The following is a 22,666-nucleotide window of genomic DNA, read 5'->3' on the forward strand; positions in this document are numbered from 1 at the left end:
AGCTGCTTGCAGTGTTGGCCGCCTTGTCGGGCGCACTCGCCGTCGCCGCCGGCGCGTTCGGGGCGCATGGCGCGAGTGGGCAGGCGGCGGAGTGGCTGCGGCTGGGCGGGCAGTATCAGCTGGTCCATGCGGTCGCCGCGCTCGTCGCGGTGCGGATGCAGGCGCGGGTGCCGGGCTGGCTGTTCGTCGGCGGGGCCGGGCTGTTTGCCGCGACGCTCTATGCCATGGCACTCGGTGCGCCGCGCTGGCTGGGCGCGGTCACGCCGCTGGGCGGCAGTGCGCTGATCCTGGGCTGGATCGTGCTGGCGGTGCATCTGGCCAGGGCACCACGCGCCTGAACGCCGCCGAGTTTATCCGCGCGCACTTGCCCGTGCTGCCGGTGCCGGGCATCCCGGAAGTGTCGCTGCACAAGGCCGTACCCGCCAGCGGGCTGGGGCGGCTGGCGGCGCAGGACGAGGCGGGGTTCGGATCGCCCTATTGGGCCTATTACTGGCTGGGCGGGCTGGCGCTAGCGCGCTTCGTGCTCGATCGGCCCGAGACAGTCGCGGGGCTGCGCGTGCTCGATCTGGGTGCGGGCTCCGGCCTTGTCGGCATCGCAGCGGCAAAGGCGGGGGCGGCCAGCGTCGTGGCGGCGGAGGTCGATAGCTATGCGATTGCCGCGCTGGGGCTGAACGCGGCGACGAACGGCGTGACGATCGACGCGGTGCAGGGAGACCTTACCGACGGCCCGCCGCCTGCCGACATCGACCTGATCCTGGTCGGCGACCTGTTCTACGACGCCGCGCTGGCGGACCGCGTGGGCGCGTTTCTCGCCCGCTGCCGCGAGGTCGGCATCATCGTGCTGGTCGGCGACCCTGGGCGCGCGACATTGCCGCTCGCCCGGCTGAGCCGCATCGCCGACTATCGCTTCGCGGACACCGACAGCGTGGAGACGCGGCCCAGCGCGGTGTTCGCGTTCGCGTAAGCCTATTGCCCGATGATCTTCGCGACGCCCGCTGCGGTGCCGGGATGGTATCCTGCCTTTGCCTTGGCATAGAAATCGCGCGCGATGGCGGCGCCCCAGTCGCCCTGTGCCATCAGGTCGCGATAGATCGGATAGACCAGCAGCCCGCGCCCGACGCTGGTGACGAACGCCTCGATCGCGGGGAGCGCGGGCGCATAGCGGTTGGCGATCGCCAACTCGCCCCAGGCCGATCGGACATAGGCGTTGGTCGATGCCGACAGGCCAAGCGTCCCGTCGAGTTCCTTGAGCCGCGCCGGGCTTTGCTGGCGGGGCAGGCCGTTGAGGAAGCGCAGCCATTGCTGCGTGCTCCATCCCTGCGGCTGAACCGCCGCGATCGGGCCGCCAGCGTTGACCGCCGCGAGCTTGGCATCGACCTGCGCCAGCGTGGCGGAGGTGACGTGGACGGCGTTCTCGGGCAGCCCCGGCTGATAGGCCCAGCGATCGAGCTGGAGCTTTGCCTCCAGCGCCGCGTCGCCCCGGATGAGATTCTTGCGCAGGTCCGCGAGGAACCCCGCCGTGGTCTGCGGCTGGAAGGCATGGCGATCGAAATAGCTGCGCAGATAGGCGTCCCAGCGCGCGCGGCCCACGGCGGCCTCGATCGTGCGGAGGAACGTGGACCCCTTGAAGTAATCGAGCTGGCCCGCGGTCGTGCCGGGCTCGCCGTGCAGTCGTGTCGTCGGCGCCGTGTCGCCGCCGGCCTCGACAATGTCCTTCTTGAGCCCGTCCCAGTCGAGATCGGCGTACATCGCGGCCCGCTCGGGCCCGTACACCGCCTCCATGATGCGGTTCTCGAAATAGGTGGTGAAGCCTTCGTTCAGCCAGGAATCGGACCAGGTCGCGTTGGTGACGAGATTGCCCGACCAGCTGTGCGCCAGCTCGTGCGCCACGACGTCGGTGTTCGATCGGTCGCCGGTGATGATCGTCGGGGTCAGGAAAGTGAGGGTAGGGTTCTCCATCCCGCCATAGGGAAAGCTGGGCGGGAGGACGAGCATGTCGTAGCGGCCCCAGCGATAGGGGCCGTACAGCGCCTGTGCCGCGTCGATCATCTTTTCGACATCGCCGACTTCGTGCGCAGCGGCATCCAGCATGCTTGGTTCGGTCCACACGCCCGATCGCGGGCCGGTGGCCTTGAACGCCAGATCGCCGACCGCGAGCGCGATCAGATAGGGCGGGACGGGCTTGTCCATGCGGAAGCGGAAGCTGCGCTCGCCATTGGCGGCGGGCTGTCCGGTCGCGCCGTCCAGCCGCTCGCCGCTCATCACCGCGATCAGCCCGGCGGGGACGGTGATCTTCGCGGTCCAGGTCTGGCGGATGCCGGGGCTGTCCTGCGTCGGAATCCAGCTGCGGTTGTTGATCGGCTGGCCCTGGCTGAAGAGGTAGGGCTTTACCTTGCCGGCGGTGAGCGCCGGGGCGAGCCACTGGAGCGCGCTGGCATCGGGTTTGGTGGAATAGGCGATGACGATCCGCTTCGCCCCGCCCAGCTGGACGGTCAGCGCGGCGCCGAGGTCCGGGGCGGACTCCCCCTGCGTGAAGGGCAGCGCGCGGCCCTTGTCATCTGTGACCGATCGGATCGCGAGGCCGTCCACGTCGAGCACGATCTGCCGCGCGCCTCTGGCCGCCAGAATGTCGAGTGTCGTAGTGCCGGACAGGGTCTTTGCCGCGAAATCGGCGCGCAGGTCGATGTCGACATGCGTCACGCGCGCCACTTCGGGCTGGGCGTGCGTCCAGGCGTCGCGCGCCTCGGGGGTGGTCAGGATCGGCGCGGGCACCGTCTGGGCAAGGGCGGAAGAGGTGACCATCAGCGCGGCGACCGCAGGCAAAAGGATACGCATGGCACCGTGCTATGCGTATCCGGGCTGAACGGCAACTGAGCGGGCGCTCCTCAGCGCTCCTGTTCGTCCAGAAACGCTGCCACATCGGCAAGGTCGACTGTCTTGTCCACGAAGGTCTGGCCGATGCCGCGCGCGAGCAGGAAGGGCAGGGTGCCCGCCGCCATCTTCTTGTCGTGGAGCATATGCTCGACCAGCACCTTGCCCGACGCGGCGATGCCCGCCGCCTTCAGCCCGTCGGGCAGCCCGATGGCGCGCAGATGCGCCGCGACGCGCGCGGCCTCTTGGCCCGAACACAGTCCCCGCCGCGCCGAATAGGCGAACGCCAGCGCCATCCCCGCCGCCACGCCTTCTCCGTGGAGCAGCCGGTCGGAAAAGCCGGCCTCGGCCTCCAGCGCATGGCCGAAGGTGTGGCCCAGGTTGAGCAGCGCGCGCTTGCCCGTCGTCTCGCGCTCGTCCTCGGCGACGATGCGCGCCTTGGCGCCCACCGAATGCGCGATGGCGGTTTCGCGGGCCTGCGGATCGCCCGCCATCAGCGCAGGCGCGTTGGCTTCGCACCACTCGAAGAAGGCGAAATCGTCGATCAGCCCGTATTTGACGACTTCGGCATAGCCGGCGCGCAGGTCGCGCGGGGGCAGCGTGTCCAGCACCTGCGGGTCGATGAGCACCAACGCGGGCTGGTGGAACGCGCCGACCAGATTCTTGCCCGCCGCGCTGTTGATCGCGGTCTTGCCGCCGACCGAGCTGTCCACTTGCGCCAGCAGCGTCGTGGGAATCTGTACGAAGTTGCAGCCGCGCTTGAGGATCGCCGTGGCAAAGCCGACCAGGTCGCCGATCACGCCGCCGCCCAGCGCGATGACATGGTCGCCACGCTCGACGCCCAGGTCGAGCAGCCGGTCGGTCAGCGCCTCCAGCTGGCGCCAGCTCTTGGTCGATTCGCCTGCCGGCAGCACGATCGCCTCGCCGGGATGCGCGAGCGCGGCCTGGAGCGTGGCGAGGTGCGGGCGCAGATTTTCGTCGGTGACGATATGGAGCGGGCGCCCCTTGCCCAATGGGTCCAGATGGGCGCCGGCACGCGCGAGCAGCCCGGCCTCGATACGCACGTCATAGCTGCGGTCGCCAAGCGCGACGGGAACGATGGTCACAGGGGAAGCGCCTTCAGGATTTCATCGACGGTAGCGTCGTGGGGGGCGGCTACGCTGGCCACCCGGATCGGCGCAAGGGCGTAGAATGGATTTCGCACCTCGGCCAGTTCGCGCAGGATCACTTCGGGGTCGCGCCCGCGCAGCAACGGGCGGGTGTCGCGGCGGCGAACGCGGTCGGCCAGCACGGCCGGTTCGGCATCTAGCCACACCGCGATCGAATCGCGCAGGATCAGCGCGCGGGTCTCATCCTGGACGAAAGCGCCGCCGCCGGTGGCGATCACCTTGGGCGTGCCGTCGATCAGCCGGGCGATAACGCGCCGTTCGCCGTCGCGGAAATGCGCTTCGCCGAATCGCTCGAAGATGTCGGACACGGTCATGCCCGCCGCCGCCTCGATCTCATGATCGGCGTCAACAAAGGGCAGGCGAATGCGCTGGGCCAGCCGCCGCCCCACCGTGGTCTTGCCCGCGCCCATCAGTCCGACGAGCACAATCGGCTTTCCGTTCCAGGCATGCTCGGTGGGTGGGGTCTGCAACATCGTTGGGGGCTATACAGCGAGGGCGCCTGTCGGGCAAAAGGCGCGCGCTACATTTCAGACGGACCCGTAAATGCCTCGTTCGCTTATCGCACTGATCGTCGTCGTCGTCCTGCTGATCGGGGGACTCGTCTTCCTTGGCAGCCGCAGCACCGAGAAGGAGCCGGTGCGCATGGAAAAGGCAGTGCCGCTTGATAACCTTGCCAACTAAAGGCGCGCGGGTCGCGCTGGCGGGGCTGTTGCTCGCCGGCGTGGCGGTCCCGGCACTGGGACAGCAGGACAAGCCCGAATCGCTTCTGCCGCCCGGCTTCGACGATCCCGCGCCGGCGCCTGCACCCGCCCCGACCCGCGCGGCGGAGGCGCCCCGCGTGGTCGATCCGGCGCCCGTCTTGCCGGGCAACGACCTGGCGGCGGCGGATGATTCGCTCGGCAACGTATCGGCGGCGGAGGAACTGGCGGCGCCGGTCGACCTGACGAAATATGAACTGCCGGCCTTTGCCCGCCATTCGCTGGCGCGCGTCGGCGTGCTCGCGGGGGGCAACACGCCATTCCCGGCCAACGGGTTCGGCGCCACCGACGGGCGCTATCTGACCACGCTGATGCGGCGGATGGGCGCGCCGGTCGCGTCGCGCTGGGCGTCGATCGCGCTGCGCCGTGCGCTGATGTCGCCGGCCAATACGCCGCGCCATGTCAACGGCGCCGATTTCGCCGCCGAGCGCGCCTGGCTGTTGCTGCGCATGGGCGAGGCGGTGGCCGCGCGTGCAGTCATCAGCGACGTGGACACCGACAACTATACCCCCTGGCTGTACCAGGTCGCGATGCAGAGTGCGCTCGCCAATGGCGATCCTGCCGGCATGTGCCCGGTCGCAGGAAATGCGGCGCAGGCGATCGGCGATCGCGGCTGGGCGCTGGCGCAGGCGATGTGCGCGGGGCTGGCGGGCAAGCCGAACGAGGCCGGGCGGCTGTTCGAGCAGGCCCGGCGCGGCACCAGCGCGTCGGACATCGACAATCTGCTGGCGGAAAAGGTGCTGGGCACCGGCGCGCAGGGCCGCCGCGCGGTCACGGTCGAATGGAATGCGGTCAACCAGCTCAGCGCCTGGCGCTGGGGTCTGGCGACTGCGACCGGGGCCGAAGTGCCGGCGGACCTGTATGCGACGGCGGGGCCGCAGGTCCGCTATTGGCAGGCGCTGGCGGCCAATATCGATCCCGCCGCGCGGCTGGCCTCGGCAGAACTGGCGGCGAGTGCAGGCGTGTTTTCCAGCGCGGCGCTGGTCGACCTGTATGGCGAGATCGAGCAGGCTGGCGATCCAGGCAGCCCGGGTTCGGCGGCGGCCCGCGACCTGCGCATCGCCTATACCGACAGCGACATCGGCGCGCGGATGAAGGCGTTCCAGACGCTGTGGGACGAACCGCAGACCCCGCGCAGCCGCTATGCCCGCCTGATCCTGACGGCGCGGGCCGCGTCCTGGGTGCCGGCGAGCAAGGAGGTGGGGGCGCCCGAGCGGCTGATCGCGTCGATGCTGTCGGCAGGGCTGGAGGCCCCGGCGATGGAATGGCGCAACGTGGTGCCGCGCGGCAGCGAGGGCTGGGCGCTGCTCGCACTCGCCGACCCCGCCGAATCGCGAATAGTCTATGGCGATTTCGACACCTATCGCGATGCGGCCAGCCCGCGGAAGGCGCAGCTGCTGCTGGCCGGGCTGGCGGGGCTGGGGCGGCTGGACGCCAGCGGTGCGGAACGTGCCGCAGCAGCGGTGGACGTGCGGATCGGCGCCAGCAATGCCTGGACCCAGGCAATCGACGCCGCGGCCGCGCGGGGCGACGCCTCCACTGTGGCGCTGCTGGCCGGAGTCGGGCTGCAATCGCGCAGCTGGGCTGCGATCACGCCCGAAGCGCTGTTCCACATCGTCGCGGCGATGCGCGCCACAGGGATGGTCAATTACGCGCGGATGATCGCCGTCGAGGCGATAACCCGCGCTTGAACGGCGCCCCGCCCGGCGACGACCGCGCGCTGATCGAGCGTTTCCTGGAAATGCTGCGCGCAGAGGCGGGGGCGGCGCAGAACACGCTGGCCGCCTATGCCACCGATCTGCGCATGGCATCCGACCTGCTCGGCGGGCGGCTGGGGCAGGCGGACCGGCCGGCGATCGAGCAGCTGGGTGCCGCATGGGAGCCGCTGGCCCGCGCCACGGTGGCGCGCAAATCGGCGGCGCTACGCCGTTTCTTCGCGTTTCTGGCGGAGGAAGGGTTTCGTGCCGACGATCCGGGTGCGGCGCTGCCCCGTCCGGGGGCGACGCGGCCCTTGCCCAAGGTGCTCAGCACCGCGGACGTCGATGCGCTGTTCGCCGCGATTGCCGCGCGGCAGGCGCGCGTGCCCGCCGACCCGCTCGACCTGCGGCTCGCGGCCCTGATCGAGCTTCTCTATGGCTCAGGTCTGCGCGCGACCGAGCTGGTGAGCCTGCCGCGCAACGCGGTGGCGCCCGATCGCCCCTATCTGATCCTGAAGGGCAAGGGCGGGCGCGAGCGGCTGGTGCCGATCTCCGATCGCGCGCGGGCGGCGGTGGCGGCGTGGCGCGCGCATGTCGCGAGCGACCGGCCCTGGCTGTTCCCGTCGGGCAAGGGGCATCTGACGCGGGTGCGGCTGTACCAGATCGTTCGCGCGCTGGCGGCGGAGGCGGGCATTCCCCCCGATCGCATCAGCCCCCACGTCCTGCGCCATGCGTTTGCCACGCATCTGCTGGAGGGCGGAGCCGATCTGCGCGCGCTCCAGGCGATGCTGGGCCATGCCGATATCGCCACCACCGAAATCTATACCCATGTCGACAGCCGGCGGCTGGTAGAGCTGGTCAACGCCCGGCACCCGCTGGCCGAGGCTCTTTCCGGCACAGCCGCGCGTGGCGCCGATGCGCGACGAATTGACGCGAACCCCGACGAGGCTTAACCGCCGCGCGATGGCAACTTTCCTCGACTTCGAGAAACCGATCGCCGAGCTGCAGAGCCGGATCGACGAACTCCGCACCACCGCCGCCGGCGGCGACGTGGACATCGCCGCCGAAATCGGCCCGCTCCAGGCGAAATCCGACCGGCTGTTGCAGGACACCTATGCCCGGCTGACTCCGTGGCAGAAGACCCAGGTGGCCCGCCACCCGGAGCGTCCGCACTTCAAACACTATGTCGCCGGGCTGATCGACGAGTTCATGCCGCTGGGCGGCGACCGCGCCTTTGCCGACGACAATGCGATCATCGGCGGGCTGGGGCGTTTCCGGGGCCGCCGCGTCATGGTGATCGGCCATGAAAAGGGCGACGACACCGCCAGCCGGCTCAAGCACAATTTCGGGATGGGCAAGCCCGAAGGGTATCGCAAGGCGATTCGCCTGATGCAGCTCGCCGACCGGTTCGGCATTCCCGTCCTCACGCTGGTCGATACGTCGGGCGCGTTTCCGGGCGTGCAGGCCGAGGAACGCGGCCAGGCCGAGGCTATCGCCCGCTCGACCGAACAGTGCCTGAACCTGGGCGTGCCGCTGATCGCGTCCGTCCTTGGCGAAGGCGGCTCGGGTGGCGCGGTCGCGCTGGCGGCGGGCAACAAGGTGCTGATGATGGAGCACGCGGTCTATTCGGTGATCTCGCCCGAAGGGTGTGCATCGATCCTGTGGCGCACCGCCGACAAGGCGCCCGACGCGGCAGAGGCGATGAAGGTCACGGCGCAGCACCTGAAGGAACTGGGCGTGATCGACGGAATCGTGCCCGAGCCGACGGGGGGCGCGCATCGCGATCCGCAGGCGGCGATCCAGGCGCTGGGCGACGCGATCGAGGCGGGGCTGAAAGAGCTGATCCCGCTCTCGCCCCAGGCACTGCGCCAGTCGCGGCGCGCCAAGTTCCTGGCGATGGGACGGATTTAAGGGCCTCGGCCCGCGAGCGCGGGCAACGACCCGGATACAAAAAGGGCGGCGGAACCAGGTTCCGCCGCCCTTTTTCGTTAGGCTGCCTTGAAGATTACGAGTTCTTCATGCTGCTCGAAACATTGCCGAACGTGGTCGAGAGCTGGTTGCCCAGGCCCTGCATCGCGGCGATTGCGGCGACGGCGATCAGCGCTGCGATCAAGCCGTACTCGATTGCGGTGGCGCCCTTGGAATTCTTGAGGAAGGTACGAAACTTCTGCATTTCGAGTCTCCACATATGGTCCGGTCCCGCGCTGTCCACGCTTCCGGTAAACTGGGATAAAGCGGCGGGACCGAAGTCCCGCCGCCAGAATCGTCGTTACGAGTTCTTCATGCTGCTCGAAACGTTGCCGAACGTGGTCTTGAGCTGGTTGCCCAGGCCCTGCATCGCGGCGATTGCGGCGACGGCGATCAGCGCGGCGATCAGGCCGTACTCGATTGCAGTGGCGCCCTTGGAATTCTTGAGGAAATTGCGAATCTTCTTCATACCGGTCTCCGTCGTTCAATGATGCTTCGTTCACCCGGCCGGCCCGGGAACACCGGTACGGCACGTGCAAGCTAGGCAAGTCGGGTAAAGAAACGGCTAAGAAGGGGAACTTTTGCCGGTCAGCGTCCGGCGCCCTGCACCTGATCGCTCACATTGTTCCACATGCTGGTGGTGACCGAACTCAGCACCTGCAGGCTTCCGATGATCGCCAGCACGATCAACGCGAGGATGAAGCCATATTCCACAGCCGTGGCGGCCCTTCGATCGAGGGAAAGCTTGCGCGCAAAACAGACAATGGCTCGCATTGGCGCTCAATCTCTCCCACAGGTTCGTTGATTATAGGGGATTGGAGTTACAAAGTGATTAGCGACGTCAAATTGCTGTTGGTGGTCGCTGCGGCGCTGGTCGATGGCGAGGGGCGCGTGCTGCTGCAGCGGCGCCCGCCCGGCAAGCCGATGGCGGGTCTGTGGGAATTTCCCGGCGGCAAGGTGGAACCCGGCGAACTGCCCGAGGCCGCATTGGCGCGCGAGCTGCATGAGGAATTGGGGATTACTCTGTCGCCAGGCGCGCTGGCCCCGGCAGCCTTTGCCAGCGAATCGCTGGGCGACCGGCACTTGCTGTTGCTGCTCTACACGCTTCGGACATGGGAGGGCGTGCCCGAGGCGCGTCACGCGACGGCGCTGGATTGGGTGCGGCCTGCCGACATGTACGCGCTGCCGATGCCGCCCGCCGATCTCCCCCTGATCGCGCTGATCGAGAAGCTGCTTTAATCGAGCGGCTTGGCCTTCAGGGCGGCGGCCAATGAGGTCGTCGCGCTGCCGCGCCGCGCGGGCTTGGGCTGGGACGCATCGGGGGCCCAGCCAGTCAGATACACGATTTCGAACCGCTCCGGCGTGCGGCCATCCGGGTCGGCGCGATCGGCAAAGGCGGCGGCGGCGCGCATCAGCGTCTCGCGCGTCAGCGGCGATGCGCCGGGCAACAGATTGGCGCCCGCCATCCCGCGCACATCGTCGAGCAGCCCGCCGATCGAGCCGTAGCGCACGTTCAGGGTCTCCACATCGGCGACCGGCAGCGCGAACCCGGCGCGGCTGAGCAGGTCGCCCGCCGAACGTACGTCGATCTGCGGATGAAAGCGCGCGGCGGGGCGATCGGGCTCGGCGGCGAGGAACGAGGCCTTTAGCGTGGCGAGCGAGCCCGCGCCCAGAAACGCCCCCAGGAACAGTCCGTCGGGACGCAGCACGCGCCGTGCGAGCGCCAGTGCCCCCGGCACGTCGTTGACCGAATCGAGCACGCCGGCGGAAATCACCAGATCGAACGACGCATCGGCAAAGGGCAGTCGGTCCTCGTCGGCCTGCACCCCGCCGGCGGCATGCGCAAAGGCGAAACCCGAATCGACGCGCGCGATTCGGGCGCCATTCACGTCGAACTCGCCGCCGAAGCTGCCCAGATCGAGGATTTCGGCAAAGCTGCGCTTCACGCCATCCAGGCGTTCGAGCAGGCCTTCAACCATGTGGTCGCGCAGGAAGCCATGGGCGCGATAGGCGGGTTCGGCACGGTCGCGGCGGCGGCGACGCAGCGCGCGGACGAAGATTTCAGAGTCGGACACGCGCGGCTTGTGCAGCGGCGCGGCGGCCGCGACAAGGTGCTGTGGCGCTTCCTGCTCTTCTTGCCCGCATCGCTGCCCTCGCGCTGCCGCCGCGCTGCCCGGGGTGCGGCGCCGTAACGGCCGCCGATCACCAGTTTTGCGCCGATTGCTGGGGCAGCCTGACCTTTCTGGGGCCGCCCTGGTGCGCGAGGTGCCATCTGCCGTTCGAGTATGATCGCGGCGGCGCGCTTTGTGACCGCTGCATCGCCGATGCGCCGGCACATGACGGCGTCCGCGCCGCCGTAGCCTATGGCGACGTCGCGCGCGGCGTTGCGCTGAAGCTTAAATATGGCGGCCGGCTGGCATGCGCGGAAACGATGGCGCGGGCGATGGCACGGTTGGTGCCACCGGATGCCGACCTGCTGGTCCCGGTGCCGCTCCACCGCTGGCGCATATGGGCGCGCGGATTCAACCAGGCGGCGCTGATCGGGCGGGCGCTGTCCCGGTCGCAGGGGCTGCCGATGGACACCGGGGTGTTGCGGCGCGTGCGGGCCACGCCGGTGTTGCGCGGGCTGGGCGGGCGCGGTCGGGCGCGCGCGGTGGCGGGTGCCTTTGCACTCGCGCCGGGCGTGCCGACCTTGGAAGGAAAAATCGTGGTTCTCGTCGATGATGTCTTTACCAGCGGGGCCACCGCCAGCGCCTGCGCGCGTGAACTCAAGCGTGGCGGCGCAAATAAAGTGATCCTTCTTTGCTGGGCGCGCGTTATCCGGAGCGAGGACTCCGATTGACAACCGGAGCGTATCGACACAATTCGGAAACATCATGGCTAAAGTTGAAATCTACACCAAGGCATTCTGCCCCTATTGCTCGCGGGCGAAGGCGCTGCTCGATTCCAAGGGCGCGACGTACGAGGAAATCGACATCACGATGGGCGGACCCAGGCGGCCGGAAATGATCCAGCGGGCCAACGGCCGCACCACGGTGCCGCAGGTCTTTATCGACGATCGCCATATCGGCGGTTCGGACGATCTCGCCGCGCTCGACCGCGAGGGTGGGCTGGACCCGTTGCTCGCCGCATGAGTCGCGCCGCGCTGCTTCAGATGACCAGCGGGATCAACCCCGCCGCGAACGCCGCTACGCTGGTGCAGGGCGTGGCGGATGCCGCCGCCGGCGGGGCAGCGATGCTGTTCACCCCAGAAATGTCGGGGCTGGTGGACAGCAACCGCGCGCGGGCAGCGGCGTCTGTCGCCACCGAGGATCAGGATCGCGTGCTTGCAGCGGTGCGCGACGCGGCCGTGCGGCACGGCATCTGGGTGCATCTGGGCAGTCTCGCGGTGCTGCGCGACGATGGCAAGCTCGCCAATCGCGGCTATGTGATCGACGGCACGGGTGAAATCCGCGCGCGCTATGACAAGATGCACCTGTTCGACGTCGATCTGCCCAACGGCGAAAGCTGGCGCGAATCGAACAGCTATACGCGGGGCGAGCGGGCGGTGACGGTGCGAACCCCGCTGGGCGTGCTCGGGCCTGCCATCTGTTACGACCTGCGCTTCCCCGATCTGTTCCGCAGCCTGAGCGATGCGGGGGCGACGATCCTGGCGATGCCCGCCGCCTTCACCCGGCCCACCGGCGCGGCGCATTGGCACGTCCTCCAGCGTGCCCGCGCGATCGAGGCGGCAGCGTTCGTCATTTCGGCGGCGCAGACCGGCGAGCATGCCGATGGCCGCGCGACCTATGGGCATTCGCTGGTGGTCGATCCCTGGGGCGAAGTATTGCTCGACATGGGTGAGCCCGCCGGGATCGGGTTCGCCGAGATCGACATGGCACGGGTCGAGGCCGCGCGGGCCCGCGTTCCCGTGCTCCAGCATCGCCGCGCCATTCCGCCGGTGGAGGCGCTATGATCGTCTTTGATCTCAAATGCAGCGCGGGCCATGTGTTCGAGGCATGGTTCGGCTCCAGCGCCGCTTATGAGGAGCAGCGCGAGCGCGGTCTGGTCGGTTGCCCGTTATGCGGCGACGGCAAGGTTATGAAGGCGGTGATGGCGCCCAATGTCGGCGCCAAGGGCAACCAGCGCGTGGTCGCCGCCGCTACGCGCACCGAGCCCGGCACTGCCACACCCGCGCTTTCCACAGAAGTGGTAAAGGCGGCGATGGCAGAGCTCGCGCGGCTTCAGGCGAGCGCGCTCCAGCATTCGCAATGGGTGGGCACCGCCTTTGCGGAGAAGGCGCGCTCGATGCATCTGGGCGACGAGCCCCCGGCGCAGATCCACGGCCAGGCGACGCCCGAACAGGCGCAGGACCTGCTCGACGACGGCATCGCCGTCGCCCCGCTGCTCGTGCCGATCGTCCCGCCCGAGACGTGCAATTGATTTGACCGCCGCGTGTGAGTACCAGCGGCGCGTGGCCCGGTAGCTCAGCAGGATAGAGCAAGCGATTCCTAATCGAGAGGTCGGAGGTTCGAATCCTCTCCGGGTCACCACTCTCCCGCCAGCCTCACTCGCTCGGCCGCCCGTTCGGCGCCCATTCGGGCTTGAATGCGCTGTCCGCCATCCACCGCACCGGCGCGATCAGCGACTGGATCGCGCGGGCCATGAATGGAATGTCGAGGTTCGCCACCGTGTCTTCGGGCGTGTGATAGGTCGGGACGACAGCCCAGCCCGAAATCGTGTGCGCGACGATGCCCTTCAGTGCGAGGCTGTAATTGTCCGAGCGCTGGAAGAAGTTCTGCTCGGGATAGGGATCGGCGGCGATCAGCCCGCCATGGTCCTTGAGCGCGGCGCCCAGGTTCGACCGTTCATAGCCGGTCATCATCATGTCGCCCTTGGGCAGCTTGGGGTCCTGCGCGCCGATCATTTCGAATTCGATATTGGCGACGATGTCGGTCAGCGGCACCGGCGGGTTGGCGGCGAAATGGCGCGATCCAAAGCCGCCGATCTCTTCGCTGCCATAGGCGACGAACAGCAATCCCCGACGATGCTTCTTGCCGGCCAGCGCCTGTGCCAGCTCCAGCACCGCCGTCGTGCCCGATGCATCGTCATTGGCGCCGTACATCATCTTGCCGTCGGGTCGCTCGCCCAGGTGATCGAGATGCGCGCTCAGCAGCAGCACCCCCGCCTTGGGATCGGTGCCCGGCAGATAGCCGATGGCGTTGGTCGTGGTCCGCGTCTCTTCCACCAGCCCCGGCAGGTCGAGCGCAATCGCGGCGCCCGGCTGCGCAGCCAGCGCGTCGAACGCTGCGTCGGGCAGCGCGACCACCGTGGGCCGGGGGCGGGGGGCCTGCCCCTTCAGATAGGTGGGCAGGCGCGGCTTGCCGCCGATCCGGTCGTAATAGCTGCGGACTTCGTCGGTCGCGCGGATGACGACCAGCTTGACCTTGGCCGGGTCGAACGATCCGGCGAGGCGCAGCGGATCGCCGGGCGCCGTCACGATCACGACGTCGCTGGCGGGTGCCGCCTTCGGATCGGTGCCCGCGAACAGGCTGAGCGTGCCGCGTACCGGCTGTCCCGAGGATGCGAACAGCAGCGGGGCGGCGATCGCCGTGCCGTTGGCGGTGAGCACTGGCGCGCCGTCGAGCCGGTAGCTGACGATCTCGGCGGTCTGGGTATAGCCGGTCATCCCCGGCGCGGTCTGGAGGCCATAGCCCCGGAACACTGCGGCGACATAGGCGGCGGCCGCCGCCTCATCCTTGGTCGCGCTCCCGCGCCCGCGCAGCGCATCGCCGGCGAGATACGACACATGCCCGCGCACCGAAGCCTCGCTGACCGTCTGCGCGGCGGCGGGGGTGGAGAGCGACGCGGTTGCGAGAAAAGCGGCGATTGCAAAGCTGGATGCGCGCATGATGACGTGTTGCCCCTGTTACCTGTGCCCCAGACCTAGCGGCTACGCGGACACAGGGCTAGCGGTGTGTTGCTACGCTCACACGCGGCGCCACGGCACGGCATCGCGCACGTCGAGCCGGCACAGCCCGCGCAGGCCGTGCGCGCGGGCATAGGCCTGCACCCGCGCATCGTAATCGGGCGCCTCGGCGTGCGCGAAGTTCCAGTCGGGGGGATTGAAGGTCGAATAGCCGTTGATCGTTGGGATGCGCCAGCGCGCGGCCAGGAACATCGCGTCGACATTGTGCGGGTACAGATCGTCCATGAACGCGATCGGGTAGGGGCGCTGGGATAGGTGCCCGGCGACGACATAGAATACCGCGCAGCCCGCCGGCGGGGCGGGGATCGCGTCATAGGCGGCGCGCTCTTCGGATCGGCTGAGTCGCGCCGCGTCCTTCAGATTGACCTGCTCCGCGATCAGGAACGCGACGAGCAGTGCCGCCAGCCACGGACGCTGCCGCCACAGCATCGCGAAGCGCGCGCGATAGACGGTGCCGACCAGCAGCAGCACCGGCAGCACGACGAACAACTGATAGCGCAGCACGACGCGCAGCCCGCTTGCCGCCGGGACCAGATAGTGGACGACGATCCAGGGCGAGACCTGCCAGATGCGCAGCGTCAACGCCCAGCTGACCACGACCGCCAGCGCAAAGACGCGGGCAAAGCTGGCGTCCCCGCGCCTGCGCAACAGCGCATAGGCGGCCGTGCCGACCAGCACGAACAGCAGCACCGGATAGCCCGATTCATGCTCGCCCCCCAGCAGCGAACGCTCCAGGCGGCTGCCCGGCTCGGCAACCAGATGCACCACCGCCGCGAAGGCGCGCACCAGCCAGCCCCAGACCAGATTGTCTTCGCCGACATTCACCAGATCGGTCGGCTGGACGAGGTACGAGATCATATAGCCATGCCCCCCGGTCTCGAGCCGCTTGGGCACATAGACGAGCAGGAACGGGATCGCCGCGACCGCGAAGGTGCCGATGAACACCGCCGCCGTCTGGAAATGCGTCCGCAGTAATGCCGCCAGCGCCGCCGGTCGCCAGCGCTCGGTCAGCCACAGCCAAGATGCGCCGAGTACCAGCGCAAAATAGAGGCTGAACCACGCGAAGTAGAAAGCCGTGACGAGCCACAGCCCGAGCAGCAGCGCGGCCAGCACCGCCAGCGTTGCCGCCCGCAGGCGCGCGCCGGCGATTTCCGCGCGCACCGCCAGCACTGCCAGCGATGCCAGCACCGGAAGCAGCGCCAGGCTGTTGATCTGCGCATGGCCCGACTGGGCGACCATGTTGTTCGAAATCGTCGCGAGCGTCGCGATCAGCACCGCCACGCCCCATTCCCACCGCAGCACCCCGCGCACCAGCCACAGCGTGGCCGCATAGTCGATCGTCTTGAAGGTGAACGCCGTCAGCGTGGCGCTGAGGAACGGACCGAACCCCAGCCGCCAGCCCGAATAGAGCAGCCCCGAGAGCAGATAGCCGTCATTATAGCCTAGGGTGTCGGTGTAGGGATGGAAATAAAGCGGCAGGTTCCAGGTCGCCGAGCCCATCAGCGTGGCGCGCCAATGTTCCAGGATGCTGATTTCGATCGGAACGTCGATACGGTCGCCAAAGCCCAGGTCGAATCCGCTGGCGATCACCTGGCGAAATACGATGCCTATCGACAGGAGATAGCCGGCCAGCGCCAGCCACGCGGGAAAGCGCCAGCCGCCGGCGACGCGATCGCGATGGGGCGTTGCCCCAGCCAGCCTTGCCATCTTTCCCCCAACCCGGTTCCACGCCAGCGCTAGGCGGCGCACGCGTTCCCGGCAAGCGGGCAAAGGCGAGGGGTGGCGCTAACCCGCCCGTTTCAGCGTGACGATCGCGAGGTCGAGCGCCGACAGGAATCGCGAGCGATCGGTCTTGGCGAACGGCGCCGGCCCGCCCAGTTGCTCGCCGCCTGCGCGCAGATCGGCCATGATCGCGCGCGTCGCGATTGCGGCGCCAATGGAACTTGCGGTGAACGGCTTGCCCGTGGGGGAAACAACGCGCGCGCCGGCTTTCAGTGCGCGGTCGGCCAGCAATATGTCGGCGGTGACGACCACGGACCGGGCATCGGCCCGCTCGGCGATCCAGTCATCCGCCGCATCGAACCCGTCGCTCACCACTTCGCGGCTGAGCAACGGGTGCTGGGGAATGCGCAGCCAGGCATTGCTGACGATCGTAACCGGGACTTCGTGACGAAAGGCGACCTTGTAGATCTCTTCCTTCACCGGGCACGCATCGGCATCGACGAGGATGCGCAGGCCCCCGCTCACCCGCGCGGCGGCCCCTTGCGGAACGGCTTGGGCTTGTGCGCGCCGCCGGCGCGGTAGGGGGCGCCGCCGCCCGGACCGCCACGACCCGGGCCGCCCGGCCCGGCCCGGTGCAGCGTCGAGCGCGGCGGGCCGCTACGCTGGGGACGCGGGCCGTCATGGCCGCCACGCGGACCGTCATGCTGCGGCGGACCGTCGGGCGATGCCTCGATCCGGACGTCCTCGTCCGCCTCGGCCGTGCGCGCGACCGATGCGGCGAACTTGGTCGCGACGGCGCGGGGCACCTGGAACATCGTCTCGTTCGGGCCGATGCGGATCGCGCCGATCTCGTTCTTGGTGATCGCACCACGACGGCAGATCAGCGGCAGCACCCAGCGCGGATCGGCATTCTGGCGACGGCCGATATCCATGCGGAACCACACGACATCCTCGAAGCCGGGGCGATGGCGCTCCTGCTGAGCGGCGCGGCGCGCCTCGGGCGTCTGCTCGATCATGTCCTCGGGCTGCGGCATCGCGGCGCGGTGGGCATGGACCAGCGCGGCGGCGATTTCCTGCGGCGACTTCTCGGCCAGCAGGCGCTCGGCCAGCGCGATATCCTCTTCGTCCACTTCTACCGGCGCGAGCAGCGCGGCGAGCAGGCGTTCGCGATCGTTCGCGCGGATCGCCTCGGCGCTCGGCACTTCGACCCATTCGGCGTTGATCCGGGCGCCCTTGAGCATCGATTCCACCCGGCGACGGCGCGGATAGGGGACGATCAGGACAGCAGTGCCCTTCTTGCCCGCGCGCCCGGTGCGGCCCGAACGATGCTGGAGCGTTTCCGCATCGCGCGGCAGCTCGACATGGACGACCAGCGTGAGCGTGGGCAGATCGATCCCGCGCGCGGCGACGTCGGTCGCCACGCAGACGCGCGCGCGGCGGTCGCGCAGCGCCTGGAGCGCCTGGTTGCGCTCGTTCTGGCTATGCTCGCCCGACAGCGCGACGGTGGAGAAGCCGCGCTCGACCAGCGTCGCGTGCAGATGGCGGACATTGTCGCGCGTCGCGCAGAACAGGATCGCCGTCTCCGCTTCGTGGAAGCGCAGCAGGTTGATGACCGCATGCTCGATGTCCGACGGGCTGACCGTGACGGCCTGGTAGCTGATGTCGCCATGCCCGCGATCCTCGCCCACGGTCGAGATGCGCAGCGCATCCTTCTGGTAGCGCTTGGCGAGCATCACGATCGGCTTGGGCATCGTCGCCGAGAACAGCAGCGTGCGGCGTTCGCCCGGCGTCGCGTCGAGGATTTCTTCCAAGTCCTCGCGGAAGCCCATGTCGAGCATCTCGTCGGCTTCGTCGAGCACGGCGGCCTTGAGCGCCGACAGGTCGAGCGCGCCGCGTTCCAGATGGTCGCGCAGGCGGCCCGGCGTGCCGACGACGATGTTCGCGCCGAAGCCGAGTTGGCGGCGCTCCTTGGACGCATCCATGCCGCCCACGCAGGTCGCGATGCGCGCGCCGGTGGGGCCATAGAGCCAGATCAGCTCGCGGCTGACCTGCAACGCGAGTTCGCGCGTCGGGGCGATGATGAGCGCGTGCGGCGCGCGGGTGGGGATGGCGCGGCCATCCTCGCCCAGCAGGTCGTTAGCCATGGCGAGGCCGAAGGCGACGGTCTTGCCCGAGCCGGTCTGTGCCGAGACGACAAGGTCGCGCCCCGCGGCTTCCGGTTCGAGAACGGCGGCCTGGACGGGCGTGGGCGCGGCATAGCCACGCGCGGCGAGCGCTTCGGAAAGAAGCGCGGGGAGTGATGAAAATGGCATGAAACGCGCAGATGGGCGCGCGAACGCAATAGAGCAAGTGAATTCGCGGTTAAGACGGGTGTTGCCAGCGAAACTGGCGGGGCGCGGGGTGGCGCGGGGGCGAGGCGAATGATAGCCTGCGCGCCGACACGTCCGGGAGACTTCGCCGATGCGTATGGTCCTGTCGATTGCCGCCGCCCTTGCCCTGTTCACTGCGCTGCCCGCATCGGCCCAGATCGTGGGCCGAATCAGCATGCCGTCCGGCGGCACCCTGGTGGCGCCGCGAGAACCCGACATCGGCCGCCAATTGCGCAATACCCGCGCCGATATTCGCAACGGCCGCGACAGCGGGCAACTGACCCGGCGCGAGGCCCGAGGCCTGCGCCGCGAAGCTGCTCGCATCGGTGCGCTGTCCGAACGCTATGCGAGCAACGGCCTGACCGACGCCGAAGCCACCGCGCTGGAGGGGTATGCGGAAATGCTGCGCGCGGCAGTGGTCGTGAAGCGAGGGGCGCCGAAACGGTAGGGGAGGGCGTTTGATGCAGAAGCGCCCTTCGGCTCGGGGCGAATTGGGCGGGCGACCTACCGCTTAACTGCGGCGTCGGAATGTTGCCCACGTCGCTATGGTCCAGATTGCACCAATTGGAACGAGGCCGCGCGTGGCAAAAAAACAAGGCGCGACTTCGGCACAGGGCCTCGGGTCTTCGGGGCTATCACATGGAAAACTGAGAAGATTCACGGATACCCAGAGAAGGCCGAGCAGCGCCACGCACGCAGCCGTAAAAGCAACATAGGCTGTTAGGGCGAGGATGCGTCTTCCGGTCACTCTGCTCCCTTAAACATGTGCCGACAGCAAAGTCATGAGGATGTTTTGTGCGTTTTGTGTGCAAACGCCATCGATCGTTCTCCGCGTTCATGATGCAAAATGCACAATTTTCGCATCAAACAGAGGTGCAATCTTGCCGTTAGGAGCCGGCCCAATAACGGTTGGTGTCGCCTGACGATTGCAGCATTTGAAGCGGAAGTGTAGCTACGCAAGGGGCGTTAGGGGGGGCAGGTTGATGACAGACAGCCTGGAGAAATTGCGGATTGACGCCGCCAAGCGTGGCCAGTGGAACATTGGCTTTTTTGTCGCTGGCGCAATCTTCTGGACAGCCGCCACTGTGATCGGCATCACGGTCGAGTTGGGCCAAGCCCATATCCTCTGGATTGTTGGCACATTTCTTATTTTACCAGTTGCTGTGGTCGTTTCCCGTCTGGTCGGTGCTGATCCGTTCACCAAGGGTAATGCGCTGGGTGAACTGGTGGGCTATACCCATATGAGCATAATTGCGATGATGCTCCCGATCGTAATAGGTTGTGCGATCACGTTTCCCGAATCATTACTGCTAGTAATGTCGATCGTATATTGCCTAGATTTTTACGTTATGAGCTGGGCATTTGGTAGCCCAATATTCGGTATACATGCCGTTATTCGAGTTTTTTCGGTAAGCGTGATCTGGTTTATCATGCCAGAAGGGCGGGTGACCATTTTGTTTGCCCGCTTGGGTGGCCGCGCTTTACATTGGAACGGCCGTGGTAATTCCAATCCTGCGTCGTCGCTGGCTCTCGCGACACGAGCGCTAACAACGGGATATATCGTGAGCGGCCCGTACCGCCGCCGCCTGTCTTCCGCGATTTCGTGATGCAAAACTCTGATGCGCTCGGGTCTTGGCTATCCGCGCAGGTGCCCCCGTCCCGGTCCCGTCCCTAAACCGCCATCCCAGCCGCCCAGCCGCTGGCCCATGCCCATTGGAAATTATATCCGCCCAGCCATCCGGTGACGTCCACGGCCTCGCCGATCGCGTACAGCCCCGGCACCTTGCGCGCTTCCATGGTTTGCGAGGACAGGTCGGCGGTGGAGATGCCGCCGACGGTCACTTCGGCCTTGGCAAAGCCTTCGGTGCCGCTCGGCAGGAAACGCCAGGCGGCGAGGCGGCGTTCGGCGTCTTCCAGTTTGCGGTCGGTCGCGGTCACCAGTTCGCCGGGCAGCGCCAGTTGCTCGGCCAGCGTCTCGGCCAGCCGGTCGGGCAGCGCCTCGGCCAGGAGTTTGCGCAGCGTCGTGCGCGGGCGGGCGCGCTTGGCGGCGGGTAGCCAGCCGCGCGGGGCATCGGGCAGCAGGTCGATGTCCACCGGCTCGCCGTGGCGCCAATAGCTGGATACCTGGAGGATCGCCGGGCCCGACAGGCCGCGATGGGTGAACAGGGCGGCCTCGCGGAACGCCGCCTTGCCTGCGCGGGCGACCACGTCGGTGGAAACGCCGGACAGTTCACGGAACAGTGCCTGGTCGGCGGCGAGAGTGAGGGGGACCAGCGCCGGGCGCGGCTCGACCACTTTCAGCCCAAAGCGCCGGGCGAGTTCATAGGCAAAACCGGTCGCGCCCATCTTGGGGATCGAAGGCCCGCCGGTCGCGATCACCAGCACGGGGGCATCGGCGGTCCTGCCGCCCGCTTCCACGCGGTAACGGCCATCGGCATGGTCGATGCTCGCCGGATGGCCCAGCCAGAGTTCGACGCCCCCGATCGCGCATTCGCCCAGCAGCATCTCGACGATCTGCGCCGCCGATCCGTCACAGAACAGCTGCCCCAGCGTCTTTTCGTGCCACGCGATGCCGTGGCGCTCGACCAGTTCGAGGAAATCGCGCGCGGTGTAGCGGCCCAGCGCCGACTTCGCGAAATGCGGGTTGGCGGAGATATAGCGATCGGGCGCGGTGCCGATATTGGTGAAATTGCACCGCCCGCCACCCGAGATCAGGATCTTCTTCCCCGCGCGATCGGCATGGTCGACCAGCAGCACGCGGCGCCCGCGCTGCCCGGCGGTGAGCGCGCACATCAGCCCCGCGGCGCCGGCGCCCAGGATGATAACGTCATATTGCGTCATCGCGGCGGTGCCGTCAGCGCAGCTTGGCGATGGTAAGCCCGTCGGCCTTGGCGCGATCCTTGATCGATTCCTCGCTGCGGGTCATCGCCTTGGCGATCGCCTTCAGCGGCATGCCCTTCTTGGCCAGGGTGTGCAGCTTCTGGACCTCATCGGTGCGCCAGGGCTGGCGGTGGCGTTCGAACCGCTCGCTCATCTTCGTCTCCTTAAGAGAGGGGCCATGCCATCATGGGGGCGCCGTGACCACCGTCTAGCGACGCGACGCACCGTGCAAAAAATGCTGTGGAAAACTCGGCTCGGGCACGTCGCGGGCGTGCTTTGTCGGGGTTTCGGACGGGTTTGGGCCTGTGCGGGGCGGCGCGCGGCGCGAACCGGCGGTGCGAGTCTTGGCGTTGGCGACGCGCCGCGCCTCCGCCGGTGGCGTCGTTCCGGCGCCCCGGCGAGCCCCGGAACGAGAAAGGGCGGACCCTGTTCGGGCCCGCCCTTGTCCTGTCTTCGGACAGGCCGGCGGATCGCCGGCGCCAGCCTTACTTGACGTGCTTGGAAATGTGCTTGTTCATCTCGAACATCGTCACCTTCTTCGCGCCGAAGATCGGCTCGAGCGTGGCGTCCGCCAGAATTTCCCGTTTGTTTTCAGGGTTCTGGAGGTTGTGCTTCTTGATGTACTCCCACATCTTGCTGACGATCTCGCTGCGCGGCAGATCGGCGGTGCCGACGATCTTTGCGAGTTCCGGCGACGGGGTCACCGGCTTGGCGATGCCGCCGCGTGCTTTGGTCTCGGCCATGTCGTTCTTCTCCTGTTGTACCCGTTGCCGGGCTATTCCTTCGTCAGCGCCGCGGGCTCGTGGGATAGCTTCCCGCCATTGCCGCTCTCGACGATGTACTGTGGCCCGTGCACCGACGCACGGACCTGATGCCCTTTGATCGTGGTATCATGCGTCTGTCTAGACACCAGTTTGTCACGAAGGGGCGCCCGGTGCGATTTCCGGGGCCGGGTTCGGTGCCCAGGCGCACCGCGGGCGGGCGATCTGGCGCGCCGCGTCGCGGGCATGCTACACGGGCCACCGCGCGAGGGAGAAGTGGCAATGCGGATGGTGGTGGTAGCGGGGCTGATCGTGCTCGGCGGGTGCGGCGGCGGCGGAACGACCGGCGCCAACTATGCCGATGCGCCCCCGATGGCAGAGATCGTCGCGACCCCGACGCCGCGCCAGACAGAGGCCCCGCAGGCCGAAATCGAAAATGATGTGCCCGCATATGCCATCACGAACGATGATGCCGAGATGATCGACAACGCTGCCGAGTGAGC

Annotated in this window: 29 protein-coding genes and 1 tRNA gene; 15 read left to right on the forward strand and 15 right to left on the reverse strand. The window is 68.0% G+C overall.

Going from position 1 to position 22,666, the window contains the following annotated elements:
- The first annotated feature begins 2 nt into the window (after positions 1–2).
- Together ACG3SL_RS03675 and ACG3SL_RS03680 are read left to right on the forward strand one after the other, a co-directional pair.
- The gene (locus tag ACG3SL_RS03675) at positions 3–338 is read left to right on the forward strand and encodes a DUF423 domain-containing protein (RefSeq protein ID WP_448665057.1); all 336 of its coding nucleotides are present in this window, start codon (positions 3–5) and stop codon (positions 336–338) included.
- A 32-nt stretch (positions 339–370) separates the two neighbouring features.
- Positions 371–964 (forward strand): class I SAM-dependent methyltransferase, encoded by a 594-nt coding sequence (locus ACG3SL_RS03680; protein WP_448665058.1) that lies wholly within the window; start codon positions 371–373, stop codon positions 962–964.
- A 2-nt stretch (positions 965–966) separates the two neighbouring features.
- On the opposite strand, the gene ACG3SL_RS03685 is transcribed toward ACG3SL_RS03680, so the two are convergent.
- Genes ACG3SL_RS03685 through ACG3SL_RS03695 form a run of 3 tightly spaced genes read right to left on the reverse strand, consistent with a single transcriptional unit; the run spans position 967 to position 4,513 of the window.
- Positions 967–2,835, reverse strand: coding sequence for a M1 family metallopeptidase (locus ACG3SL_RS03685; RefSeq protein WP_448663787.1), 1,869 nt, complete (start codon positions 2,833–2,835; stop codon positions 967–969).
- A 50-nt stretch (positions 2,836–2,885) separates the two neighbouring features.
- On the reverse strand, positions 2,886–3,977 hold the full coding sequence (gene aroB / locus ACG3SL_RS03690) for a 3-dehydroquinate synthase (RefSeq protein WP_448663788.1): 1,092 nt from the start codon (positions 3,975–3,977) through the stop codon (positions 2,886–2,888).
- Complete coding sequence (locus ACG3SL_RS03695) at positions 3,974–4,513, reverse strand: shikimate kinase (protein ID WP_448663789.1); 540 nt, start codon at positions 4,511–4,513, stop codon at positions 3,974–3,976. The genes aroB and ACG3SL_RS03695 overlap by 4 nt, the downstream gene beginning before the upstream one ends.
- Before the next feature lie 70 nt (positions 4,514–4,583).
- Here ACG3SL_RS03695 and ACG3SL_RS03700 point away from each other — a divergent pair, with 70 nt between their 5' ends.
- Genes ACG3SL_RS03700 through ACG3SL_RS03715 form a run of 4 tightly spaced genes read left to right on the forward strand, consistent with a single transcriptional unit; the run spans position 4,584 to position 8,406 of the window.
- On the forward strand, positions 4,584–4,721 hold the full coding sequence (locus ACG3SL_RS03700) for a hypothetical protein (protein WP_448663790.1): 138 nt from the start codon (positions 4,584–4,586) through the stop codon (positions 4,719–4,721).
- A complete protein-coding gene (locus ACG3SL_RS03705) occupies positions 4,702–6,489 on the forward strand; it encodes a hypothetical protein (protein WP_448663791.1) in 1,788 nt (595 codons plus the stop codon). Before ACG3SL_RS03700 ends, ACG3SL_RS03705 begins: the two co-directional genes overlap by 20 nt.
- Positions 6,486–7,448 carry a tyrosine recombinase gene (locus ACG3SL_RS03710; RefSeq protein WP_448663792.1) on the forward strand — a complete coding sequence of 321 codons (963 nt, stop codon included), beginning with the start codon at positions 6,486–6,488 and terminating at the stop codon, positions 7,446–7,448. Before ACG3SL_RS03705 ends, ACG3SL_RS03710 begins: the two co-directional genes overlap by 4 nt.
- Before the next feature lie 10 nt (positions 7,449–7,458).
- Positions 7,459–8,406: an acetyl-CoA carboxylase carboxyltransferase subunit alpha gene (locus ACG3SL_RS03715; RefSeq protein WP_448663793.1), complete on the forward strand. Its 948-nt coding sequence runs from the start codon at positions 7,459–7,461 to the stop codon at positions 8,404–8,406.
- 94 nt (positions 8,407–8,500) lie between these two features.
- On the opposite strand, the gene ACG3SL_RS03720 is transcribed toward ACG3SL_RS03715, so the two are convergent.
- From ACG3SL_RS03720 to ACG3SL_RS03730, 3 genes are all read right to left on the reverse strand, one after another.
- Positions 8,501–8,668: a Flp family type IVb pilin gene (locus tag ACG3SL_RS03720; RefSeq protein WP_448663794.1), complete on the reverse strand. Its 168-nt coding sequence runs from the start codon at positions 8,666–8,668 to the stop codon at positions 8,501–8,503.
- Positions 8,669–8,764: 96 nt separating this feature from the next.
- The gene (locus tag ACG3SL_RS03725; protein WP_448663795.1) at positions 8,765–8,932 is read right to left on the reverse strand and encodes a Flp family type IVb pilin; all 168 of its coding nucleotides are present in this window, start codon (positions 8,930–8,932) and stop codon (positions 8,765–8,767) included.
- A 119-nt stretch (positions 8,933–9,051) separates the two neighbouring features.
- Entirely contained in the window at positions 9,052–9,237 is a 186-nt protein-coding gene (locus tag ACG3SL_RS03730; protein ID WP_448663796.1) for a Flp family type IVb pilin, read from the reverse strand.
- Between the two features lie 57 nt (positions 9,238–9,294).
- Here ACG3SL_RS03730 and ACG3SL_RS03735 point away from each other — a divergent pair, with 57 nt between their 5' ends.
- Positions 9,295–9,702 (forward strand): (deoxy)nucleoside triphosphate pyrophosphohydrolase, encoded by a 408-nt coding sequence (locus ACG3SL_RS03735; RefSeq protein ID WP_448665059.1) that lies wholly within the window; start codon positions 9,295–9,297, stop codon positions 9,700–9,702.
- Here ACG3SL_RS03735 and ACG3SL_RS03740 read toward each other — a convergent pair.
- The gene (locus ACG3SL_RS03740) at positions 9,699–10,538 is read right to left on the reverse strand and encodes a class I SAM-dependent methyltransferase (RefSeq protein ID WP_448663797.1); all 840 of its coding nucleotides are present in this window, start codon (positions 10,536–10,538) and stop codon (positions 9,699–9,701) included. The genes ACG3SL_RS03735 and ACG3SL_RS03740 overlap by 4 nt on opposite strands.
- Positions 10,539–10,579: 41 nt before the next feature.
- Here ACG3SL_RS03740 and ACG3SL_RS03745 point away from each other — a divergent pair, with 41 nt between their 5' ends.
- The 5 genes from ACG3SL_RS03745 (at position 10,580) to ACG3SL_RS03765 (ending at position 12,995) form a co-directional block, all read left to right on the forward strand.
- Positions 10,580–11,305: a ComF family protein gene (locus ACG3SL_RS03745; protein ID WP_448663798.1), complete on the forward strand. Its 726-nt coding sequence runs from the start codon at positions 10,580–10,582 to the stop codon at positions 11,303–11,305.
- Between the two features lie 34 nt (positions 11,306–11,339).
- Positions 11,340–11,597: a glutaredoxin 3 gene (gene grxC / locus ACG3SL_RS03750; RefSeq protein WP_448663799.1), complete on the forward strand. Its 258-nt coding sequence runs from the start codon at positions 11,340–11,342 to the stop codon at positions 11,595–11,597.
- On the forward strand, positions 11,594–12,418 hold the full coding sequence (locus ACG3SL_RS03755; protein ID WP_448663800.1) for a carbon-nitrogen hydrolase family protein: 825 nt from the start codon (positions 11,594–11,596) through the stop codon (positions 12,416–12,418). The genes grxC and ACG3SL_RS03755 overlap by 4 nt, the downstream gene beginning before the upstream one ends.
- Positions 12,415–12,885, forward strand: a complete 471-nt coding sequence (locus tag ACG3SL_RS03760; protein ID WP_448663801.1) for a DUF1178 family protein — start codon at positions 12,415–12,417, stop codon at positions 12,883–12,885. Before ACG3SL_RS03755 ends, ACG3SL_RS03760 begins: the two co-directional genes overlap by 4 nt.
- Positions 12,886–12,918: 33 nt before the next feature.
- Positions 12,919–12,995, forward strand: a tRNA-Arg gene (locus ACG3SL_RS03765).
- 14 nt (positions 12,996–13,009) lie between these two features.
- On the opposite strand, the gene ACG3SL_RS03770 is transcribed toward ACG3SL_RS03765, so the two are convergent.
- From ACG3SL_RS03770 to ACG3SL_RS03785, 4 genes are all read right to left on the reverse strand, one after another.
- Positions 13,010–14,353 (reverse strand): M28 family metallopeptidase, encoded by a 1,344-nt coding sequence (locus ACG3SL_RS03770; RefSeq protein WP_448663802.1) that lies wholly within the window; start codon positions 14,351–14,353, stop codon positions 13,010–13,012.
- A gap of 78 nt (positions 14,354–14,431) precedes the next feature.
- Complete coding sequence (locus tag ACG3SL_RS03775) at positions 14,432–16,138, reverse strand: hypothetical protein (protein ID WP_448663803.1); 1,707 nt, start codon at positions 16,136–16,138, stop codon at positions 14,432–14,434.
- Positions 16,139–16,216: 78 nt separating this feature from the next.
- The gene (locus ACG3SL_RS03780) at positions 16,217–16,666 is read right to left on the reverse strand and encodes a YaiI/YqxD family protein (protein ID WP_448665060.1); all 450 of its coding nucleotides are present in this window, start codon (positions 16,664–16,666) and stop codon (positions 16,217–16,219) included.
- 8 nt (positions 16,667–16,674) lie between these two features.
- The gene (locus ACG3SL_RS03785) at positions 16,675–18,465 is read right to left on the reverse strand and encodes a DEAD/DEAH box helicase (RefSeq protein WP_448663804.1); all 1,791 of its coding nucleotides are present in this window, start codon (positions 18,463–18,465) and stop codon (positions 16,675–16,677) included.
- 154 nt (positions 18,466–18,619) lie between these two features.
- Here ACG3SL_RS03785 and ACG3SL_RS03790 point away from each other — a divergent pair, with 154 nt between their 5' ends.
- Both ACG3SL_RS03790 and ACG3SL_RS03795 read left to right on the forward strand, forming a co-directional pair.
- On the forward strand, positions 18,620–18,970 hold the full coding sequence (locus tag ACG3SL_RS03790) for a hypothetical protein (RefSeq protein ID WP_448663805.1): 351 nt from the start codon (positions 18,620–18,622) through the stop codon (positions 18,968–18,970).
- Between the two features lie 535 nt (positions 18,971–19,505).
- Positions 19,506–20,129, forward strand: a complete 624-nt coding sequence (locus ACG3SL_RS03795) for a DUF7010 family protein (RefSeq protein ID WP_448663806.1) — start codon at positions 19,506–19,508, stop codon at positions 20,127–20,129.
- Positions 20,130–20,193: 64 nt separating this feature from the next.
- Here the strand turns inward: ACG3SL_RS03795 and ACG3SL_RS03800 are convergent, their stop codons facing one another.
- The 4 genes from ACG3SL_RS03800 to ACG3SL_RS03815 all read right to left on the reverse strand — a co-directional run bounded on the left by ACG3SL_RS03800 (position 20,194) and on the right by ACG3SL_RS03815 (position 22,411).
- Positions 20,194–21,363, reverse strand: coding sequence for an NAD(P)/FAD-dependent oxidoreductase (locus ACG3SL_RS03800; protein ID WP_448663807.1), 1,170 nt, complete (start codon positions 21,361–21,363; stop codon positions 20,194–20,196).
- 13 nt (positions 21,364–21,376) lie between these two features.
- Positions 21,377–21,556 (reverse strand): hypothetical protein, encoded by a 180-nt coding sequence (locus ACG3SL_RS03805; protein WP_448663808.1) that lies wholly within the window; start codon positions 21,554–21,556, stop codon positions 21,377–21,379.
- Between the two features lie 331 nt (positions 21,557–21,887).
- Positions 21,888–22,145 (reverse strand): SWIB/MDM2 domain-containing protein, encoded by a 258-nt coding sequence (locus ACG3SL_RS03810; RefSeq protein WP_448663809.1) that lies wholly within the window; start codon positions 22,143–22,145, stop codon positions 21,888–21,890.
- A 32-nt stretch (positions 22,146–22,177) separates the two neighbouring features.
- Positions 22,178–22,411 carry an HVA1 family protein gene (locus ACG3SL_RS03815; protein ID WP_448663810.1) on the reverse strand — a complete coding sequence of 78 codons (234 nt, stop codon included), beginning with the start codon at positions 22,409–22,411 and terminating at the stop codon, positions 22,178–22,180.
- Between the two features lie 34 nt (positions 22,412–22,445).
- Between ACG3SL_RS03815 and ACG3SL_RS03820 the strand changes: the two genes are divergently transcribed.
- Positions 22,446–22,664, forward strand: coding sequence for a hypothetical protein (locus tag ACG3SL_RS03820; RefSeq protein ID WP_448663811.1), 219 nt, complete (start codon positions 22,446–22,448; stop codon positions 22,662–22,664).
- Positions 22,665–22,666: the final 2 nt, after the last annotated feature.

Source organism: Sphingomonas degradans, from assembly GCF_053502645.1.

What these genes read in the sequence shown, in the direction of transcription:
- ACG3SL_RS03685 (WP_448663787.1), bottom strand. Translation starts at nt 2,835, where the DNA reads ATGCGTATCCTTTTGCCTGCGGTCGCCGCGCTGATGGTCACCTCTTCC.
- ACG3SL_RS03695 (WP_448663789.1), bottom strand. Translation starts at nt 4,513, where the DNA reads ATGTTGCAGACCCCACCCACCGAGCATGCCTGGAACGGAAAGCCGATT.
- ACG3SL_RS03700 (WP_448663790.1), top strand. Translation starts at nt 4,584, where the DNA reads ATGCCTCGTTCGCTTATCGCACTGATCGTCGTCGTCGTCCTGCTGATC.
- ACG3SL_RS03715 (WP_448663793.1), top strand. Translation starts at nt 7,459, where the DNA reads ATGGCAACTTTCCTCGACTTCGAGAAACCGATCGCCGAGCTGCAGAGC.
- ACG3SL_RS03720 (WP_448663794.1), bottom strand. Translation starts at nt 8,668, where the DNA reads ATGCAGAAGTTTCGTACCTTCCTCAAGAATTCCAAGGGCGCCACCGCA.
- ACG3SL_RS03725 (WP_448663795.1), bottom strand. Translation starts at nt 8,932, where the DNA reads ATGAAGAAGATTCGCAATTTCCTCAAGAATTCCAAGGGCGCCACTGCA.
- ACG3SL_RS03730 (WP_448663796.1), bottom strand. Translation starts at nt 9,237, where the DNA reads ATGCGAGCCATTGTCTGTTTTGCGCGCAAGCTTTCCCTCGATCGAAGG.
- grxC (WP_448663799.1), top strand. Translation starts at nt 11,340, where the DNA reads ATGGCTAAAGTTGAAATCTACACCAAGGCATTCTGCCCCTATTGCTCG.
- ACG3SL_RS03755 (WP_448663800.1), top strand. Translation starts at nt 11,594, where the DNA reads ATGAGTCGCGCCGCGCTGCTTCAGATGACCAGCGGGATCAACCCCGCC.
- ACG3SL_RS03760 (WP_448663801.1), top strand. Translation starts at nt 12,415, where the DNA reads ATGATCGTCTTTGATCTCAAATGCAGCGCGGGCCATGTGTTCGAGGCA.
- ACG3SL_RS03770 (WP_448663802.1), bottom strand. Translation starts at nt 14,353, where the DNA reads ATGCGCGCATCCAGCTTTGCAATCGCCGCTTTTCTCGCAACCGCGTCG.
- ACG3SL_RS03775 (WP_448663803.1), bottom strand. Translation starts at nt 16,138, where the DNA reads ATGGCAAGGCTGGCTGGGGCAACGCCCCATCGCGATCGCGTCGCCGGC.
- ACG3SL_RS03785 (WP_448663804.1), bottom strand. Translation starts at nt 18,465, where the DNA reads ATGCCATTTTCATCACTCCCCGCGCTTCTTTCCGAAGCGCTCGCCGCG.
- ACG3SL_RS03790 (WP_448663805.1), top strand. Translation starts at nt 18,620, where the DNA reads ATGGTCCTGTCGATTGCCGCCGCCCTTGCCCTGTTCACTGCGCTGCCC.
- ACG3SL_RS03795 (WP_448663806.1), top strand. Translation starts at nt 19,506, where the DNA reads ATGACAGACAGCCTGGAGAAATTGCGGATTGACGCCGCCAAGCGTGGC.
- ACG3SL_RS03800 (WP_448663807.1), bottom strand. Translation starts at nt 21,363, where the DNA reads ATGACGCAATATGACGTTATCATCCTGGGCGCCGGCGCCGCGGGGCTG.
- ACG3SL_RS03805 (WP_448663808.1), bottom strand. Translation starts at nt 21,556, where the DNA reads ATGAGCGAGCGGTTCGAACGCCACCGCCAGCCCTGGCGCACCGATGAG.
- ACG3SL_RS03810 (WP_448663809.1), bottom strand. Translation starts at nt 22,145, where the DNA reads ATGGCCGAGACCAAAGCACGCGGCGGCATCGCCAAGCCGGTGACCCCG.
- ACG3SL_RS03815 (WP_448663810.1), bottom strand. Translation starts at nt 22,411, where the DNA reads ATGCCCGCGACGCGGCGCGCCAGATCGCCCGCCCGCGGTGCGCCTGGG.
- ACG3SL_RS03820 (WP_448663811.1), top strand. Translation starts at nt 22,446, where the DNA reads ATGCGGATGGTGGTGGTAGCGGGGCTGATCGTGCTCGGCGGGTGCGGC.